Genomic DNA, 14,358 nt, shown 5'->3' on the forward strand with positions numbered 1-14,358 from the left:
TACCAAACAAGCGAGGTGTTTTTTGTCAATACGAGTGAATCTACTGAATTTCCCTTACGCGCTCAAGGGTTTAAGCCATTTTTCTAGGTGCGAAAGTTGAGTTATTAATTCTTGTAGTCAAATCAGCCAGATCTTCACTTGATATCAGTCCTGATAACTCATTGGGATTATATTTGATTAATAATTCCTCAATAGAATTTAAATTGCCGATAAAAACTATTTGGTGCGACAAAATTATTTCACCCATCGCCGTAGAAACTATAATATCCTCTAATATGCCTTCTTTTCGAACTGTCTCGAAATCATAGGATGTTCTGGCAAGGGCAAGTTGATCAGTTAAATTTTGTTCAAGATAATTATTGTAATTTCTATTCACTGCTTCAAATAACTCTTCATATTCCCAATCGTTCATAAAGTGCTACTCCTTTTTATACCTTCTGCAATTCTTTTCACAATCTCCTTATCCCAATCATCAAGATCAGCCATCAATTCCTCATATTTTCTTGTTGATTCCAGAGTATCCAAAGCAAACAGTGCAGCTATACTATAATGTCCTATAGTGTCAATTCCAAAAAGTTTATTTACATTTGGGTCTCTGAATTTGCTGATACAAGTAAGCTTAGAGATAATCTCTTCATTGCACAGCTTTCTGCTGATAATCTGACTTATTGCACTGACTAAAACCTGATTATGTTGAATATCTAAACAATTGACAATTTCTTGATCGTTTAATTTACCTTCTCTTATTTCTTTAGATAAAACTAAAGGCTTCACTTTACATCACCTCTAACTCGCGCCAATAATTTAGAGGATAAGCCGACGGACCAACCAGCATTTCACCTTGTCGGATATAAAAACTTCCCCCTCGTTCCAGCAATTTTATCATCGGCTCGTACAAATCCCTATATTCGTTCGCTTCATCAACACCCTCATCTACTAATGAACAAATTTCTAAATGGTAATAACATATTGCTTTTATGTACAAATTATTAATGTCTTCGAGAACTGGACAAGCTTTTATGATATCGATATGGATGCTTTTCTGAAGAACACTAGCAATGCGAATTAATGGGTAGTTATCAGTACTAATAGATAATGTATCTAGTACTACATTAATCCTTCTGAAATATTCACTAATTAATGCGTGATGCGATTCACAAAATTCATTTCCTGCCTTTTCAAAATCGATTAAGGATATACGGTTTACAGCATCATTGAGTAGTTCCCCCATCCAAGGTCACCTCTTCATATAACAATTTAATTCAGGATATATAATATCCATATTTTTCCTCAAATAATATCCAGAATATTCATTTTGCAATCTATACCGTTCATTTCTGTTTCAATTAGATTAAACTCAGATGTCATAATCCCAAAGGTACTATGCAATTTTTTATGCGCGCATATTCTTCGATAAATCTCTATTTTCTGTAGATCGTTAATTTTTTCTGCATCACCAGATTTTTTATTAACTGTTTTTATAATGGTTGTCCACCAGATCTCATCCCGAAAATCAGCTACACTAATAAAGACTTTACATGAAGAGTCTTCATAGCTTACTTGATTTATCCCGTCAGAAGCAATGGTGAAGTAATCGCGATAATCTTTAATCAAAATAATCCCTACCTTATATCAATATGATCAACATTCAGATTTCCCCTAAGTTTAGGCAGCTCTGTAGACCAAAAAATTCTACGAGGTTTCTATACATCAGGGACATTTTTCGTAAAAGCCGTTACTGCTCCGCTTGCACCATCTGTATACCTGCTCGATAATATGCTCCATAACTCCTTTACTTGAGATTCAGTCATACCTAATACTACATATCTGTAGTTCCCATTTGGAGGTTTTAAAATAATTCCAATTCATCCATCTTCCACCTCAAACTCATTCAAACCCTTCTATCTCAATAGGCTCCATGGTTATAAAATTGTCACACCATCCATTTAAGGGGATATGCACCCCATTTACTATATCTAAACTATTTATTTTAAGCACGAACATCCCTCCTCTTTCGAGTATTCTAATTAATGGATCATATATTCTTAAATACTCATATTTATCTGGATTTTTATCAGCATACCTAGCAAGATGTAAATAATACTGAACAATATTTTTCACATATGTATTCTCCCCTAAAAAATCCAACACTTCCAAGCTACAAAACTCCGAAATATCTATTTCGTCTTTGTCGCCTAATAGTTTTGCTATATTTGCAGCCAAAGGTTTTATCGGCCTAATCCCCTCCTCTTTAAAAAAACAAGCTAATCTCCGCAAAAATTCACAAGCCAAATCAGCTTCTACTTCTGGTGAATTGCTACCAGCCAAATCCCAGTTCATACTATTGATTCGTTCTTTTGCATCCATTAAATACATAGCTTAACCTCACTGTGAATAATCGGGATTTTTCGGAAAGATGGGGGTTCAACGAGCACTTTTAGCCACCTTATATTATTCAATATCCTGCAAAACCTTCTTAACATCCTTGTCTGCTAATTCTTGCTTTAAGGTTGTGGAGGAAATATCAATAATACTATTTAATTCACTTTGTATATCTACTCTAAGATAATTTTTTTCAAGAGAAAGAAGAGCAACTGTCAAATAAACAACTAGTTTTTCAACGTTACTCCTTACGATTCCACGATGATATTCAACAAGCAATTTTTCTGTTACTTGCGATAATGATAAGCCTTCCTCCAAAAACCCTTCAAAATCTTCAACAATAAACTGTTCAAGTTCCGTAAAATTACATAGTATTGGGGAGCACTCCCTCAATAATTTTTAAAGGTTTCGATCGTAGATACGCAATGGAGCTTTCTCTTATTGTTTTGATAAAATTAAAGGCTTCACTTAACTTCACCTCTAATCTAAAGGAACAAAATAAAAAGCAAGCCCTATATGATATTGTATATCCATAGTCGACCTGCTTTCCATAAAGGACTATCGAAATTGATTTTCAAAAAGTCACACTACAATACTATTCAAATAGTGAATTTTCTGCTAAGAGAACTTGCTATTTTAATTTCCACCATTATCATGGTCAATTCTATCTAAAGCTTCATCACTTATGTCTTGTGGAGGAATATCTCTCGTTATTGCTCCAGAGTTACGCGCCCATGCATGATTTCCACATACTAACTCATTATGATGATAACTAATTCTTCCCCCTCTCTCAAACAACTTAATAATTGGGTCATAAAGATCATGAAATTGTAGAGCGATAGGTACTTCGTTGTCCATTGCATATGACCATTCAAGGTAAAAATCGCAAAGATATTCTGTAGTCCAATCTAAGTTAACACTTATAAATCTACTATTTTCCTCTTTTATAGTCTCAGGCATGCTAAAATCAATGATCTCGGAAGCATTAAATATAGCACGTCTATTATTATCTTTGGAATTAAAATCCAAAAATATATTTCCTCTTCTTATAAATTCTGTCACTAAGATCACATGTGAAGGTTTATCTATGGAAACAAGATTCCAGTCAATATTTAATATTCTTTTTTTCGCTTGTTCAAAATTAGTTTTCAATTTTCCCACCTCAAAATCTTACTCTCGAGCATATCTTTAACTCTCAATCTTTGAATTATAATCAACGGGCAATTCTTTAAGGGAAATTAATACATTATTAATTCTTGTAGTCAAATCAGCAAGATTTTCACATGATATCAGTCCTGATAACTCATTGGGATTATATTTGATTAATAATTCCTCAATAGAATTTAAATTGCCGATAAAAACTTTTTGGTGCGACAAAATCATCTCACCCATCGCTGTAGAAACTATAATATTCTCTAATATCCCTTCCTTCCGAACGGTCTCAAAATCATATGATGTCCTTGCAAGGGCAAGTTGATCACTTAAATTCTTTTCAAGATAATTATTGTAATTTCTATTCATTGCTTCAAATAACTCTTCATATTCCCAATCATCCATAAAGTGCTACTCCTTCTTGCATCCCCAGATTATTAAGATAGTTATTCCGATCTTAGATAAGCTAAAACGAAAAAATATTTCTATAACGAACCTTAAATTCCACACTTTATTCCTTCCGCAATTCTTTTCACAATCTCCTTATCCCAGTCATCAAGAGAGACGAATATTGCAAAGACAGCAAGAATAGGTGGATTAGCTTTAAATCACAAATAAATTTTCGCAAGAAAATCTTGGAGGATTTTTTTTACGGGTACGTTAGCAGTGAGTAATAAATCGTTTACCCGTTTAAATAACTCTTGGTTATCCAATATCTTTTTTTTTACTATCTTGATCTGTGTAACTCCGCAGTGTATCAATGCATATCTCGAATAATTCCTCATCTTTTATACCGAGCAATGACATTAGAATATTAAGTTCATATACATTGCATTCATTATCCAAACAGTATGCTAATTTCCTCTGCCAATCTATTGGTTTACTAAGCACTTGATTAGACAATTCATCCCAATCCCTTGGATCAAAATCCGAGAGTATCTCGCTTGCAATGACACAGCCATCATCGTACCAAGAATCTACTGTTGTATCAGCAGATAAAAGGTTATCTAGTTCTTTGTACATTTTGATGCCTCCAATTTATTTATAGATTAAAAACCTGACGGGCGTGATGCGTTTATCTTGCGTGTTGGGTAACCGCTGGTAAGATTATCACCAACTTTGATTACATCAATTTCCACGCCATCTATAGTAGCCCTATGCCAAGTTGCTCCATCTCTTAATCTTGTAGATATAGCAGGAGTGTTACCAACATTCGTTAAGCTCATGATAATTTGTTCATCACTCCAAAAATCTGGAAACAAGGTACTCTTTTTAAGCTTGGAAAGATTTCCGTCAGGAAATTTCTTTGTAAAAACTACATTCTTGGTACCATCAGCATTAGTGGATAAAACTTCAACTGCGAAATTATCGTTAGCATTGTTAATGCTTGGCGAATGTCCTCCTATTAAATCATTTTTCGGAATCTTTCTTTGTCCTTCTAAAATCTTTTCTTTCATTCATGACTAATTAATGTTTTTAAAATCACACGACTACCACTGTCGGTAGCCCCTCTGACCCCAGGATTGAAATCATCCAGTACAGTCTTCATTCCACTTCTAATCTCTACCTCATCCAACGCTTTTATCTTACCAAAAGGACTTCCAGTTATTCCACTGTCAGGCTCTATTTGTCTGTTCTTTAGCATTCCGGTCTTCACATTAACGGTCCCCATCCCGAGGACTTCATTAATCCGGTCTGCACTAGCTACTCCACGCAAGGTAGACTCGAACTCGCTGGATAGATCACTGAGTACGAATTGCTGCTCGATTTGCATACCATAGAATTGGGCGGAGAGCACTTGCTCCAGTTGCGTCTTAGGCTGCGGTTTCTCTCCTGTGATTAGTTCAATGAACGGGTCCACCAGATATTTATCTATAAAATCCTTTTTGGCCGGCTGTCTCTCCCAATCTGCCAAATCTGGCTTGCCCTGTTCTGCTAGGACCTCTTGCCTTACCGAAGCCTTGTTCACGATGTCCCGCCAAACCTCCGCGCTTGGATTCATGAATAGAAGGTCGATACCTCCTGCATGAATAGCCTGCAACTGGCCTTTCGCCCACCCGCCTTTATCTCCAGGCTCCATGGCCATCCGCAGCAGCAGCAGATAGGATTCATTCTTCGGCAGCAGCACATTCCTTGTTAGGATGGAAGGATCATAGTCACATGCCTGAAGTACCGGTTGTTTGAAGTACATACTCAGGTCTTTCCCCACTTCATAGTACACTTTTTCCACACCCAGCGAAGCCAGCTTCTGGCGCGCTTCCTCCGCCTGCAGATGAACTGTGTCCATCTGTAAGCTTGTTCCCAAAGCTCTCGTAGACTTTATAAGCCATTTGTGCCTGCGCAATCTGATCGCGCGCTGTGAAGATATCCTTTAGCTTGCTCTCAGCAGCAATAGCTCCGAGGCTTCCCGGCCCTGAGTCTTGGATGGTCAGCCGCAGCTGCTTCACGACAGGATCGCTATCCAGCTCATCACGCCCCGGCAGGATATACAGGGCAATGGGCAGGTTATACTCTCCATACCAATGCTGAACACTACGAACAGCCGTGATTGGATCTACGACTGTCGGGATGTCTGTTGGACCCACCATGATACGGGATTTGTAGGGCAGGACTTCCAGGTTATAGCCTGCTCCAATGTTGGTTTTGCGCTTCAGATTTTGCGAATAGAATTTGATCCAAGGCTTCTTCTCCCGCTCCTCCTGAGTGATTATATAGTTATACTCATAGCTGGCTGAAGTGGATAGCTCACCATCCGCAATATTCCGCAAACCATCTGCCAGGCAGTAAGTACGGCTATAGCTAAGCTTGTCCTTGGAAGAGCCAACCCCAATCATCTTATTCTTCGACCCAGAAATGTCATAGTACAGATCTACAGGGGCCGCAGCACCTCCGGTCTTCGGGATGAAGTAGAAACTGGGTTCAATCCACCCCGGAATCTACCATACGTTATTATGAGAAGAATGGATTGCTGCAAACAACAAATGCCCATCAGCAGGATCAGGCAATACGTGGACTGGATGGCGGAAGGGGACCACACGATTACTCTGCGGCTCGCCATGTTTCAAGAACACAAACAGGCTGTACTGGTACAAATCGCGCTCATGACAGAAGCCTTGCAGGGCATTGATAAGAAAATAGAACGGTATACGAATTGAGTTTGCGACTCCAGCTCTCCGGGACCAGCGTTGAAGTCATCGAGGTGGCCCCGCCGGCCGTAAACACAGATCTCGGCGGATCAGGACTGCATATCCATGGCGAGCCGTTAGATGCATTCACGGACGGTATCTTCCAGGGACTCACTGAAGGACTCTTGGAGATCGGATACGGCACCTCTGTGGACCGTCTGCGCATGTCACGGGACCAGATCGACCAATATGCAGCCCAGATGTATGAGGCCACGAAGAGCTATATTGAATAAAAGATTTGAATCAAAACGCACTAAAGAGACCGTCTTAGGGTAGACCGTCTCTTTGGGCGTGAGCATAATATGATAGAACTCCGCTTACATCAGCTTCTTAATCTTCTCTACCGGTAACTCCACCGCTTTGGAGACCTCTTCCGGAGTGAATCCGTGAAGCAGTAACTTGCGGATAATCTCCGCCTGGCCTTTTTCTACTCCTTGTTCGATTCCTTGTTCTATGCCTTTCTCAATTCCCTGTTCTATGCCTTCAGCTATACCTTCTTCATATCCCCAACGCTTCCAGGCTGGCATGAGTTCCATAATCGCTTCACCCTCCTCCGGGTATTGTATCATCAATTCTTTTATAATCTCTTCATCCTGGACCCGGTCCGGCTGGAAATATAAATCCGCCACTGACATCACAAGTGCCAGCCGTCCTTGATCAAGCCGTGTCTTCAGCTTCATAAACATGCGCAGGAACTCCCGGCGCACATCTCTTGCTTCTCTTGTAGTATACCCCATCTTGGCTAGTAACGCAGCAGCTACTGCATTGTCTGAATCAATAAATCTTCGCCAGTTCTGTTTACGCAATTCTACCTTGAGAAACTGAAAGCGCAGGGAAAAACAACTCAATAAATTCCTGAAAAAACGTCTCCAGCAGCTTCTTAAAAGCCTCATCATGTGGTAAAGGTATTTTAGTCGCCTCCTGTTATATACTGCTTGTTTCTTGTGATTATATTCTATTTAAATGGAATATAATATAATAAAAAGCACACGTGTTCTCATTTCGATCGTAGAAAACTGCCTTACCCTCCGCTTTTCCTTGCTAAAAAAAAGAGCAACCCCGATTAAATGGGGCTGCCCTTGTCTGCTCAGAAGCTTTAGCTTTGTCTACTTATCCTACTCCTCACCCGCTTCAATAAGCTTATCCATGAGCCGGACGATCATCACTACGGCTTCAGCCCGGGAAGCAGAATCCTTCGGTTTGAAGGCGCCGTTGCCTTTCCCTGAGACAATCCCCGCATTAGCGAAGGCATTGATTGGCTCTGCCGCCCAGCTTGCCGGGAGGTCGGAGAATCGTGCCGGTGTGCCGGGAACATAGCTCGTAAGACGCGCCAGCATAGTCACAGCTTCCGCACGGGTGATCTCCTGCTTAGGGTGGAATGAACCATCGGTGTAGCCCTGAATTACACCATGCTGTTGAAGCGCTGCAAGTGCCATAGAAGCCCAATGCCCCTGCGTATCGGAGAATCCAGTCCCCTGTGAGCCGGTCAGGCCAAAAGCTTTTGTGAGCATTACAGCAAACTCAGCGCGTGTTACTTTGGCTTCAGGATGGAACGAACCATCCGCATACCCCGTTATCATCCCCATCCGGGCTGCACGTTCAATAAACGAGGCACTCCACAAAACAGCCGGTACGTCCTGGAAGGGAACAACAGCAGCCGTCCGGCCTTTTGCAACTATAGATTTAAGCGTATTTAAGTCCAAGCTGTCTTTAAGCACAGGCCTGGTTAAGGTTGGCTTCACGGGACCGGCAGTTGTAGCTGGTGTTGGTGTCGTCGTTGCTGTTGGTGTTGCTGTCGGTGTTACCGCCGGCTTTGGTGCTGGCGTTACTGCCGGTGTTCCTCCCGATTGTGACGTTGGCGTTGGTGTCGGCGTCGGCGTTGCCACCGGTACCGTTCCGCCCTCAACCACGATGGGAATCGCAATGGTTAAGCCGCCGAAGGAAGCAGTAATCGTTACCCCGTCCCCCGCTGCAATACCCGTAATGATCCCCTTGTCCGATACCGAGGCGACCGCAGGATCTGAAGTCGTCCAATGGACCTGATCTGTAACCACTGTACTTACTCCATTGTCATATACCGCAGTAATCACGGAAGCTGCTTGCTTGTTCACCTGTAAGATGTGTGTGCCAGGCTCGGCGGTCAGCTTCAGCAGCTTAGGCACCGTACCTTCTGTCTGAACCGTTACCGATAGCTTCACCGGCGGCAGGTTGCCGTAATTCGCCTGGATGGTCGCCTCGCCCACTTCAACGGCATGAATGATGCCCTCTGCGTCTACTGTAGCTGCCTGCTCATTAGAAGATGTCCATACCGCTTGATTCGTGACATCGGCAGTGGAGTTATCGCTATAGGTAGCTGTAAGCACCGTTGCGTGCTTATCGCCGACATTCAGCTTCAATTCAGCCGGGGCTACGGCCACGGAGGTCACTGTCCGCTCATCCTTTTTCACAATCGTATAGTTGTCAATTAATTCTGCGCTTTGCGTAGTGCGGGCTTGGATTACGATCTTATCATGGCTCACCTGAATGGCAGAATAGACCGGAACATCCTCATCAAACATGAAATCCAGATACTCGTATTTGCTTCCATCGTAGAACTTCCAGCCAGACGCCCCGCCGTCCAGATAGACCGTTCCTTGCTCTCCGTTCAGCAGTGGCTTGCCTTTGCTCATCGGATAGGTCCGCGCATATACATGGTCATGGCCTTCCAGCACCAGATCGACCTTCAATTCTTCGAGAATAGGGGCAAAATAAGTCTGGGTGTACTCAATCAGATTGCCGCGTCCATCTTCGGTATGATAAGCAGGTTTGTGGAACATGACAATCTTCCATTTTTTATTACTCGTTAAAAGATCCTCCCGCAGCCACTCCGCTTGCTTGCCCATCGTGACTTCGTCTGCTTCAGAGTTCAGCACCACGAAATGCACATCCCCTGAATCGAACGAATAGGCATACTCCTTCTGGAGCTCCGGCCCATTATTGGGAAGCCCCAAGCCTTTGGCGAAAATGTACTTTCCTCCCCCTTTTACATCATGATTCCCCATGGCATACGCTGAAGGAACAGAGGAGGTATAGATCGACGAGGCTTGCCAGAACTGGTTCCATTCATTCAAAACCGCCCCGTCATCGACCATATCACCGCCATGCATAACGAACTGGGTATCGGGATAATTAGTGAACGCATTCTTGATCAATTGTTGATAGGTCTCCAGCCCATTGTCCCCTTTGGTATGCGAATCGGTTACAAATACAAAGGAAACAGGCTTGTCCGGCGCAGCCTCCACCGTCTTGTAATTGGACCAATTACTCCAATGGCCTTCGTAGCCAACTCTGTAATGATAGCCCGTACCCGGCTCAAGACCCGTGACTAATGCGTTATGGAACTTGATTTCGCCCATAGGCCCCCCTGCAACCTCAGGAATGACCTCCACCTCGGAGAGCGCACGCTGCATGGCTGCTTTTGCCGGAGCATTCGCCAGGTCACTGTCCACCCAATCACTATCTTTCATGTACTGGATGTAAGCTTCTTGAACACTTGGCGCGCTCTGCCACCCTACACTCATCATCGTCTTCATATCTTCGGTCACAAAGGTCTGCACATATTGCGGATCTGCTCCGCCAAACGGAGCTACAACATTCATACTGATACTCTCGCTGGTCCCGCCATCCTTGACGGCCTGCACACTCCAAGTACCAATAGCAAGGTTCGTCAGGGGTGTATGGATCTCTCCCTTGGCGTCCGTCAAGCCTATTCCTGCGGTAAGATCACTCTGCTCCACATCTGCGGCTGAGATGTACCCCGCCTTGCTGCCATCCGGCAAATATACCTTGATGAATCCGGAAGCACTGCCTGCTGTGGCGAACATCCGCGCGTTTTTCTCAACATTAAGGAGCACTGCGGACGATGGATCGGCTTTGGCATATACTTTGGACCCATCGGCGATTACACGCACATAAGTCTGAGGACCGCTGGTATCGGTAAAATCAATCCCGGCTCCTTCCACCGGCGCTCCTGCGCGAGAGGTAACCGTGATGATATTCTGCGTGTGCAGGGCTGATCCCTTGATGCTGATCTTGTAAGGAAACCCGATCTTATAAGGAAGAGGGGAGGCTAAGGAACTAACTGGCGTCCCGCTTTCATACCCGAAACTGCCCTCCACCATGGCCATCTGCTTAGCCGTCTCGCCGCGTTCCATTTTCGCAGACCGGTTCACCTCAAAACCAATACTTGCCAGCGCATCCGCCTGATCCCCTTGCAGTCCCTCCGCACTGACTTCAACGTAGCCGCCTGTATTATCGAGGTGGGTCTGCACCTGGCTCAAGCCGGAGCGCGCAGTAATCACATTTGCCTGCAGTGTCTCTGGATCGAACTTGATTCTGGCATGGAAGCTCTTGGCTTCACCTACGTCCGCCACCTTCAGCTTCAGCCGGTAGGTCTCATTACTGACAGCCTCCTCCGGGGCTTCCAAGGTAAATCTGGCCCCATGCTCAATCTGAAAAGCATATTCTGCCGCGGCCGGATTGCCGGCCCTATCCTTCACTTCTGCCAGCACCTGATGGTAACCTCCAGCCAGCGGAAGCTCCGGGTGATAGGTAATCTGCTGAAGATTCAGATCGTAGGCATAAGTTGACGGTGCCGCAGCCTGACCATCCACCGTTAACCGGATGGAATCCGGATCAATGCCCGACTTGGCGTCCTCCGCTGATAGAATAAGGTCAGAGACAGGAGAGCTCAAGGTTTGATTAGGAGCCGGTGCCGCCGGAGTTAGCACAGGCACATCCATATCTTCATTAACCGGCTCATCATAGATCAGCCTGACGTCATCAATCCAAATGGAGCCTTTATTCTTTTTGCTCATTTGTCTTTCTTTCATCTGGAAGAAGAAGGCCAGAGTACCTGGCATGGTTAGATCTGACCCTATATCAGCCTCGACATACTTCCAGCCGCTCCAGTCGATCCCGGTCTCTTCACTCCTGATTTCATACGTTTTGGATTTGCCGGTGGAAGAAACGTAGAACTTGGAGGTGAGACCATGACCTTCCTGATTGGCGTATACCCACATCCCAATTCTTTTAGGGGTTCGGTTAGTCAATGGTAGCTGAGTCGCCGGACCCACGGCAACCTGAGAGGGGTTATCGGTTATGCCAATGAAGTCATAATCAATCCGCAGGGACTTCGCTCCGCTATGTACGTATTTCGGATTCGTCTCCAGCGCCAGACTGCCGCTATGAATGCGGGCACTGTCAAAGGTTAGATCCGCTAAGCTCACCTGTTCAAAATCCTCTACCTTCACAACCCCGCTAGTCTCCGCTGCCTCCCCAAACGCAGTCGGTAACGGAGATAGAGCAGGTGTAAGGTTGGGAAGCAGAACCGTCATAGCCAAGATCCCGCTCAATACTTTCTTTACAAATGGATGATTACTCACGAACCTTCACGCTCCTTGTTGTCTGTTCTAGTAGACAGCATAACGGCGTAATATGTTCGTAGAATCATCGCAATGTAAGCATATTAAATTTTATTGTATTAGACAGCTATTCCCTTAAGGTCCGGTGAGATCCATAGCTCAGCCCCGGTTGCCCGTTGAACCTCTTCCACCGTCAGACCCGGTGCGATTTCCATCAGCATCAGACCTTGGCCCGGGATCACCTCGATGACCGCCATTTCAGTGACAATCGTGTTTACGACATGAACCGCCGTCAGGGGCAGCTTGCAGTCTTTCATTATCTTCGGCTGCCCATCCTTGTTCACATGATCCATGGCGATAATGACCCGCTTGGCCCCGACTACCAGATCCATAGCTCCGCCCATGCCCGGCACCTTTTTCCCCGGAATCATCCAGCTTGCCAGATTACCCTGCTCATCGACTTCAAGCGCACCCAGCACGGTAATATCCACATGCCCTCCACGGATGATTGAGAAGGAGACCGCGCTGTCAAAATAGCAGGCTCCGGCCACCGTGGTTACATAGCTGCCGCCAGAATCGATACAGTCGATGTTCTCCTCTGACTTGGCCGCCTTGGGGCCTACTCCGAGAATTCCGTTCTCCGCCTGTAGCATAATCTGGACATGATCAGGAATATAATCGACTGCCAGGGTCGGCATACCTATCCCCAGATTCACCACATCGCCGTCCTTGAACTCCTGGGCGATTCTTCTCACAATGAATTCCCGGTTATTCATGCGTATTCCCCACCTTTACAATGGCATCAATCAAAATTCCCGGAACGTTGACATGATTGGGATCAATCTCCCCGAGCTTCACATAGTCATCTACCTCAGCTACTACATAATCTGCCGCCATCGCCATGACGAAATTGAAGTTTCGGGAAGAGCCGTCGATCACCAGATTCCCGGCCTCGTCTGCCTTATGGGCCCGGATTAGTGCCACATTTGCATGGAGTGGCAATTCAAGCAGATACTCTTTCCCTTCAATATCGAGCTTCCGTTTGCCTTCCTCTACAATCGTCCCTACTCCTACAGGAGTTAACACACCGCCCAGCCCGGCCCCTCCGGCCCGGATTTTCTCGGCTAACGTACCCTGCGGATAGAGATTCACCTCTGCTTCCTTGGTCATCAGCAGTCTTCCGGTTTCCGGGTTGGAGCCGATGTAGGAGGCATAGATCCGCTTGACCCGGCCGCTTTTGACCAGCTTGTAGATAGATAATTCCGGGGTGCCCGTATCATTGGAAATAAGCGTGAGCTGACCGGCTGACTGCGTCTCGACAAGCGCACGCACCAGCCCTTCGGGGTGGCCTCCAGCCAGAAAACCGCCGACCATCACGGTGTCTCCAGCCTTCACCCTCTTCACGGCATCTTCGGCGGAGATTAATTTGTTTATCATAGATTTCATGCTCCTTGTTCATTATTGGAGAAAAGCTGGCTACTGGATATAGTCATGAATGACTTGTCCATAGGGCAGTGTTAGATCAGCAATGAAATGCTTTCCCCCGAGGTACGCCTTCACCGGCAAATCGGCCACAGGAGCATTCACATGGGGGATCAGGCTTAAGCGGGCCGGCCCGGTCCAAGCGCCTTTTACGTGAACATCTTCAAGAGTGTAGGCAACCAGCTGCGCAATCTTAGGGGTCCCATCCACATCGGGAATGAGCTTTAGATTCACTTGGGTTTTGGCGATAGCTCTAGCTGTATCCTCTGTCACCAGCAGGTTATGCTTGTAGGGCATGGTTCCTACGGCCACCAGGACATCGTTATAACGCAACGTACCGGTTAGCGTCTCCGTGCCTGCAACGCTCAGGCAGGTAGAGGCCCACTTTTTGGGGAACCCCCAGATCTCCCGTCCTCCCAGAATGGCAGGCGCATTATCCAGATACATCTGGGCTACAAAATTGCAGGGCTCCCCCTCAAAGGTACACGGAATCACGATCCCGCTCTCCTCATAACTTCCCAGACCCGACGAATCGGGCATCTTAATCCATTCATAAGACACGGTATTGCTTCCATCTGGCTGCAAGGGTTCCGGGACCGCCTGTCTGATCGCCGCAGGGTCGGATTCATAAGTGATGACCATAAATTCACGGTCAATGAAGCGGTAAGGCGGACGCCCGTAACCCGGACTGGCCGCAGGCATGGATTGAAGCGATAGCACCTCTTTTGCATTCATAATGATCTTAAACTCCCTTT

18 protein-coding genes and 1 pseudogene are annotated in these 14,358 nt (G+C 45.2%); 2 read left to right on the forward strand and 17 right to left on the reverse strand.

Going from position 1 to position 14,358, the window contains the following annotated elements:
• Window positions 1-70 precede the first annotated feature (70 nt).
• The 12 genes from ACFSX3_RS01685 to ACFSX3_RS01740 form a co-directional block, all read right to left on the reverse strand.
• On the reverse strand, window positions 71-412 hold the full coding sequence (locus ACFSX3_RS01685; RefSeq protein ID WP_209991242.1) for an Imm3 family immunity protein: 342 nt from the start codon (window positions 410-412) through the stop codon (window positions 71-73).
• Complete coding sequence (locus ACFSX3_RS01690) at window positions 409-774, reverse strand: hypothetical protein (protein ID WP_209991244.1); 366 nt, start codon at window positions 772-774, stop codon at window positions 409-411. Before ACFSX3_RS01690 ends, ACFSX3_RS01685 begins: the two co-directional genes overlap by 4 nt.
• Before the next feature lies 1 nt (window position 775).
• Window positions 776-1,231, reverse strand: a complete 456-nt coding sequence (locus ACFSX3_RS01695; protein WP_209991246.1) for a hypothetical protein — start codon at window positions 1,229-1,231, stop codon at window positions 776-778.
• Window positions 1,232-1,290: 59 nt separating this feature from the next.
• The gene (locus ACFSX3_RS01700) at window positions 1,291-1,614 is read right to left on the reverse strand and encodes a hypothetical protein (RefSeq protein WP_209991247.1); all 324 of its coding nucleotides are present in this window, start codon (window positions 1,612-1,614) and stop codon (window positions 1,291-1,293) included.
• Window positions 1,615-1,887: 273 nt separating this feature from the next.
• Complete coding sequence (locus ACFSX3_RS01705) at window positions 1,888-2,376, reverse strand: hypothetical protein (RefSeq protein WP_209991249.1); 489 nt, start codon at window positions 2,374-2,376, stop codon at window positions 1,888-1,890.
• A 75-nt stretch (window positions 2,377-2,451) separates the two neighbouring features.
• A complete protein-coding gene (locus ACFSX3_RS01710) occupies window positions 2,452-2,700 on the reverse strand; it encodes a hypothetical protein (RefSeq protein ID WP_209991251.1) in 249 nt (82 codons plus the stop codon).
• Window positions 2,701-3,018: 318 nt separating this feature from the next.
• Window positions 3,019-3,534, reverse strand: a complete 516-nt coding sequence (locus ACFSX3_RS01715; RefSeq protein ID WP_209991253.1) for a hypothetical protein — start codon at window positions 3,532-3,534, stop codon at window positions 3,019-3,021.
• 36 nt (window positions 3,535-3,570) lie between these two features.
• Window positions 3,571-3,939, reverse strand: coding sequence for an Imm3 family immunity protein (locus tag ACFSX3_RS01720; protein WP_209991255.1), 369 nt, complete (start codon window positions 3,937-3,939; stop codon window positions 3,571-3,573).
• A gap of 300 nt (window positions 3,940-4,239) precedes the next feature.
• A complete protein-coding gene (locus tag ACFSX3_RS01725) occupies window positions 4,240-4,557 on the reverse strand; it encodes a hypothetical protein (protein WP_339223581.1) in 318 nt (105 codons plus the stop codon).
• A gap of 26 nt (window positions 4,558-4,583) precedes the next feature.
• On the reverse strand, window positions 4,584-4,991 hold the full coding sequence (locus tag ACFSX3_RS01730) for an EndoU domain-containing protein (protein WP_339223579.1): 408 nt from the start codon (window positions 4,989-4,991) through the stop codon (window positions 4,584-4,586).
• Window positions 4,988-5,821 carry a hypothetical protein gene (locus ACFSX3_RS01735; RefSeq protein WP_339223578.1) on the reverse strand — a complete coding sequence of 278 codons (834 nt, stop codon included), beginning with the start codon at window positions 5,819-5,821 and terminating at the stop codon, window positions 4,988-4,990. Before ACFSX3_RS01735 ends, ACFSX3_RS01730 begins: the two co-directional genes overlap by 4 nt.
• Window positions 5,745-6,368, reverse strand: a complete 624-nt coding sequence (locus tag ACFSX3_RS01740) for a hypothetical protein (RefSeq protein ID WP_209991258.1) — start codon at window positions 6,366-6,368, stop codon at window positions 5,745-5,747. Before ACFSX3_RS01740 ends, ACFSX3_RS01735 begins: the two co-directional genes overlap by 77 nt.
• A 174-nt stretch (window positions 6,369-6,542) precedes the next feature.
• Here ACFSX3_RS01740 and ACFSX3_RS01745 point away from each other — a divergent pair, with 174 nt between their 5' ends.
• Both ACFSX3_RS01745 and ACFSX3_RS01750 read left to right on the forward strand, forming a co-directional pair.
• Complete coding sequence (locus ACFSX3_RS01745; RefSeq protein ID WP_379257035.1) at window positions 6,543-6,689, forward strand: hypothetical protein; 147 nt, start codon at window positions 6,543-6,545, stop codon at window positions 6,687-6,689.
• Window positions 6,680-6,952 (forward strand): annotated as a pseudogene (locus ACFSX3_RS01750) (short-chain dehydrogenase); the annotation flags it as partial. The gene ACFSX3_RS01745 and the pseudogene ACFSX3_RS01750, both read left to right, overlap by 10 nt.
• Before the next feature lie 84 nt (window positions 6,953-7,036).
• Here ACFSX3_RS01750 and ACFSX3_RS01755 read toward each other — a convergent pair.
• The 5 genes from ACFSX3_RS01755 to ACFSX3_RS01775 all read right to left on the reverse strand — a co-directional run bounded on the left by ACFSX3_RS01755 (window position 7,037) and on the right by ACFSX3_RS01775 (window position 14,338).
• Complete coding sequence (locus ACFSX3_RS01755; RefSeq protein ID WP_379312539.1) at window positions 7,037-7,405, reverse strand: hypothetical protein; 369 nt, start codon at window positions 7,403-7,405, stop codon at window positions 7,037-7,039.
• Between the two features lie 429 nt (window positions 7,406-7,834).
• On the reverse strand, window positions 7,835-12,142 hold the full coding sequence (locus ACFSX3_RS01760; RefSeq protein WP_209991261.1) for an S-layer homology domain-containing protein: 4,308 nt from the start codon (window positions 12,140-12,142) through the stop codon (window positions 7,835-7,837).
• 98 nt (window positions 12,143-12,240) lie between these two features.
• Window positions 12,241-12,897 (reverse strand): 3-oxoacid CoA-transferase subunit B, encoded by a 657-nt coding sequence (locus ACFSX3_RS01765; RefSeq protein WP_209991263.1) that lies wholly within the window; start codon window positions 12,895-12,897, stop codon window positions 12,241-12,243.
• On the reverse strand, window positions 12,890-13,558 hold the full coding sequence (locus ACFSX3_RS01770; RefSeq protein ID WP_209991264.1) for a CoA transferase subunit A: 669 nt from the start codon (window positions 13,556-13,558) through the stop codon (window positions 12,890-12,892). The genes ACFSX3_RS01765 and ACFSX3_RS01770 overlap by 8 nt, the downstream gene beginning before the upstream one ends.
• 39 nt (window positions 13,559-13,597) lie before the next feature.
• Window positions 13,598-14,338: an acetoacetate decarboxylase gene (locus ACFSX3_RS01775; protein ID WP_209991266.1), complete on the reverse strand. Its 741-nt coding sequence runs from the start codon at window positions 14,336-14,338 to the stop codon at window positions 13,598-13,600.
• Window positions 14,339-14,358: the final 20 nt, after the last annotated feature.

Origin of the sequence: Paenibacillus rhizoplanae, assembly GCF_042684125.1 — a bacterium.
GTDB lineage: Bacteria > Bacillota > Bacilli > Paenibacillales > Paenibacillaceae > Paenibacillus_AQ > Paenibacillus_AQ rhizoplanae.

Excerpts from the sequence above, each read along its gene's own strand:
- ACFSX3_RS01735 (WP_339223578.1), bottom strand. The coding sequence starts at position 5,821 with ATGGACACAGTTCATCTGCAGGCGGAGGAAGCGCGCCAGAAGCTGGCT.
- ACFSX3_RS01775 (WP_209991266.1), bottom strand. The coding sequence starts at position 14,338 with ATGAATGCAAAAGAGGTGCTATCGCTTCAATCCATGCCTGCGGCCAGT.
- ACFSX3_RS01765 (WP_209991263.1), bottom strand. The coding sequence starts at position 12,897 with ATGAATAACCGGGAATTCATTGTGAGAAGAATCGCCCAGGAGTTCAAG.
- ACFSX3_RS01755 (WP_379312539.1), bottom strand. The coding sequence starts at position 7,405 with ATGTTTATGAAGCTGAAGACACGGCTTGATCAAGGACGGCTGGCACTT.
- ACFSX3_RS01695 (WP_209991246.1), bottom strand. The coding sequence starts at position 1,231 with ATGGGGGAACTACTCAATGATGCTGTAAACCGTATATCCTTAATCGAT.
- ACFSX3_RS01725 (WP_339223581.1), bottom strand. The coding sequence starts at position 4,557 with ATGTACAAAGAACTAGATAACCTTTTATCTGCTGATACAACAGTAGAT.
- ACFSX3_RS01705 (WP_209991249.1), bottom strand. The coding sequence starts at position 2,376 with ATGTATTTAATGGATGCAAAAGAACGAATCAATAGTATGAACTGGGAT.
- ACFSX3_RS01730 (WP_339223579.1), bottom strand. The coding sequence starts at position 4,991 with ATGAAAGAAAAGATTTTAGAAGGACAAAGAAAGATTCCGAAAAATGAT.
- ACFSX3_RS01770 (WP_209991264.1), bottom strand. The coding sequence starts at position 13,558 with ATGATAAACAAATTAATCTCCGCCGAAGATGCCGTGAAGAGGGTGAAG.
- ACFSX3_RS01685 (WP_209991242.1), bottom strand. The coding sequence starts at position 412 with ATGAACGATTGGGAATATGAAGAGTTATTTGAAGCAGTGAATAGAAAT.
- ACFSX3_RS01740 (WP_209991258.1), bottom strand. The coding sequence starts at position 6,368 with ATGATTGGGGTTGGCTCTTCCAAGGACAAGCTTAGCTATAGCCGTACT.
- ACFSX3_RS01720 (WP_209991255.1), bottom strand. The coding sequence starts at position 3,939 with ATGGATGATTGGGAATATGAAGAGTTATTTGAAGCAATGAATAGAAAT.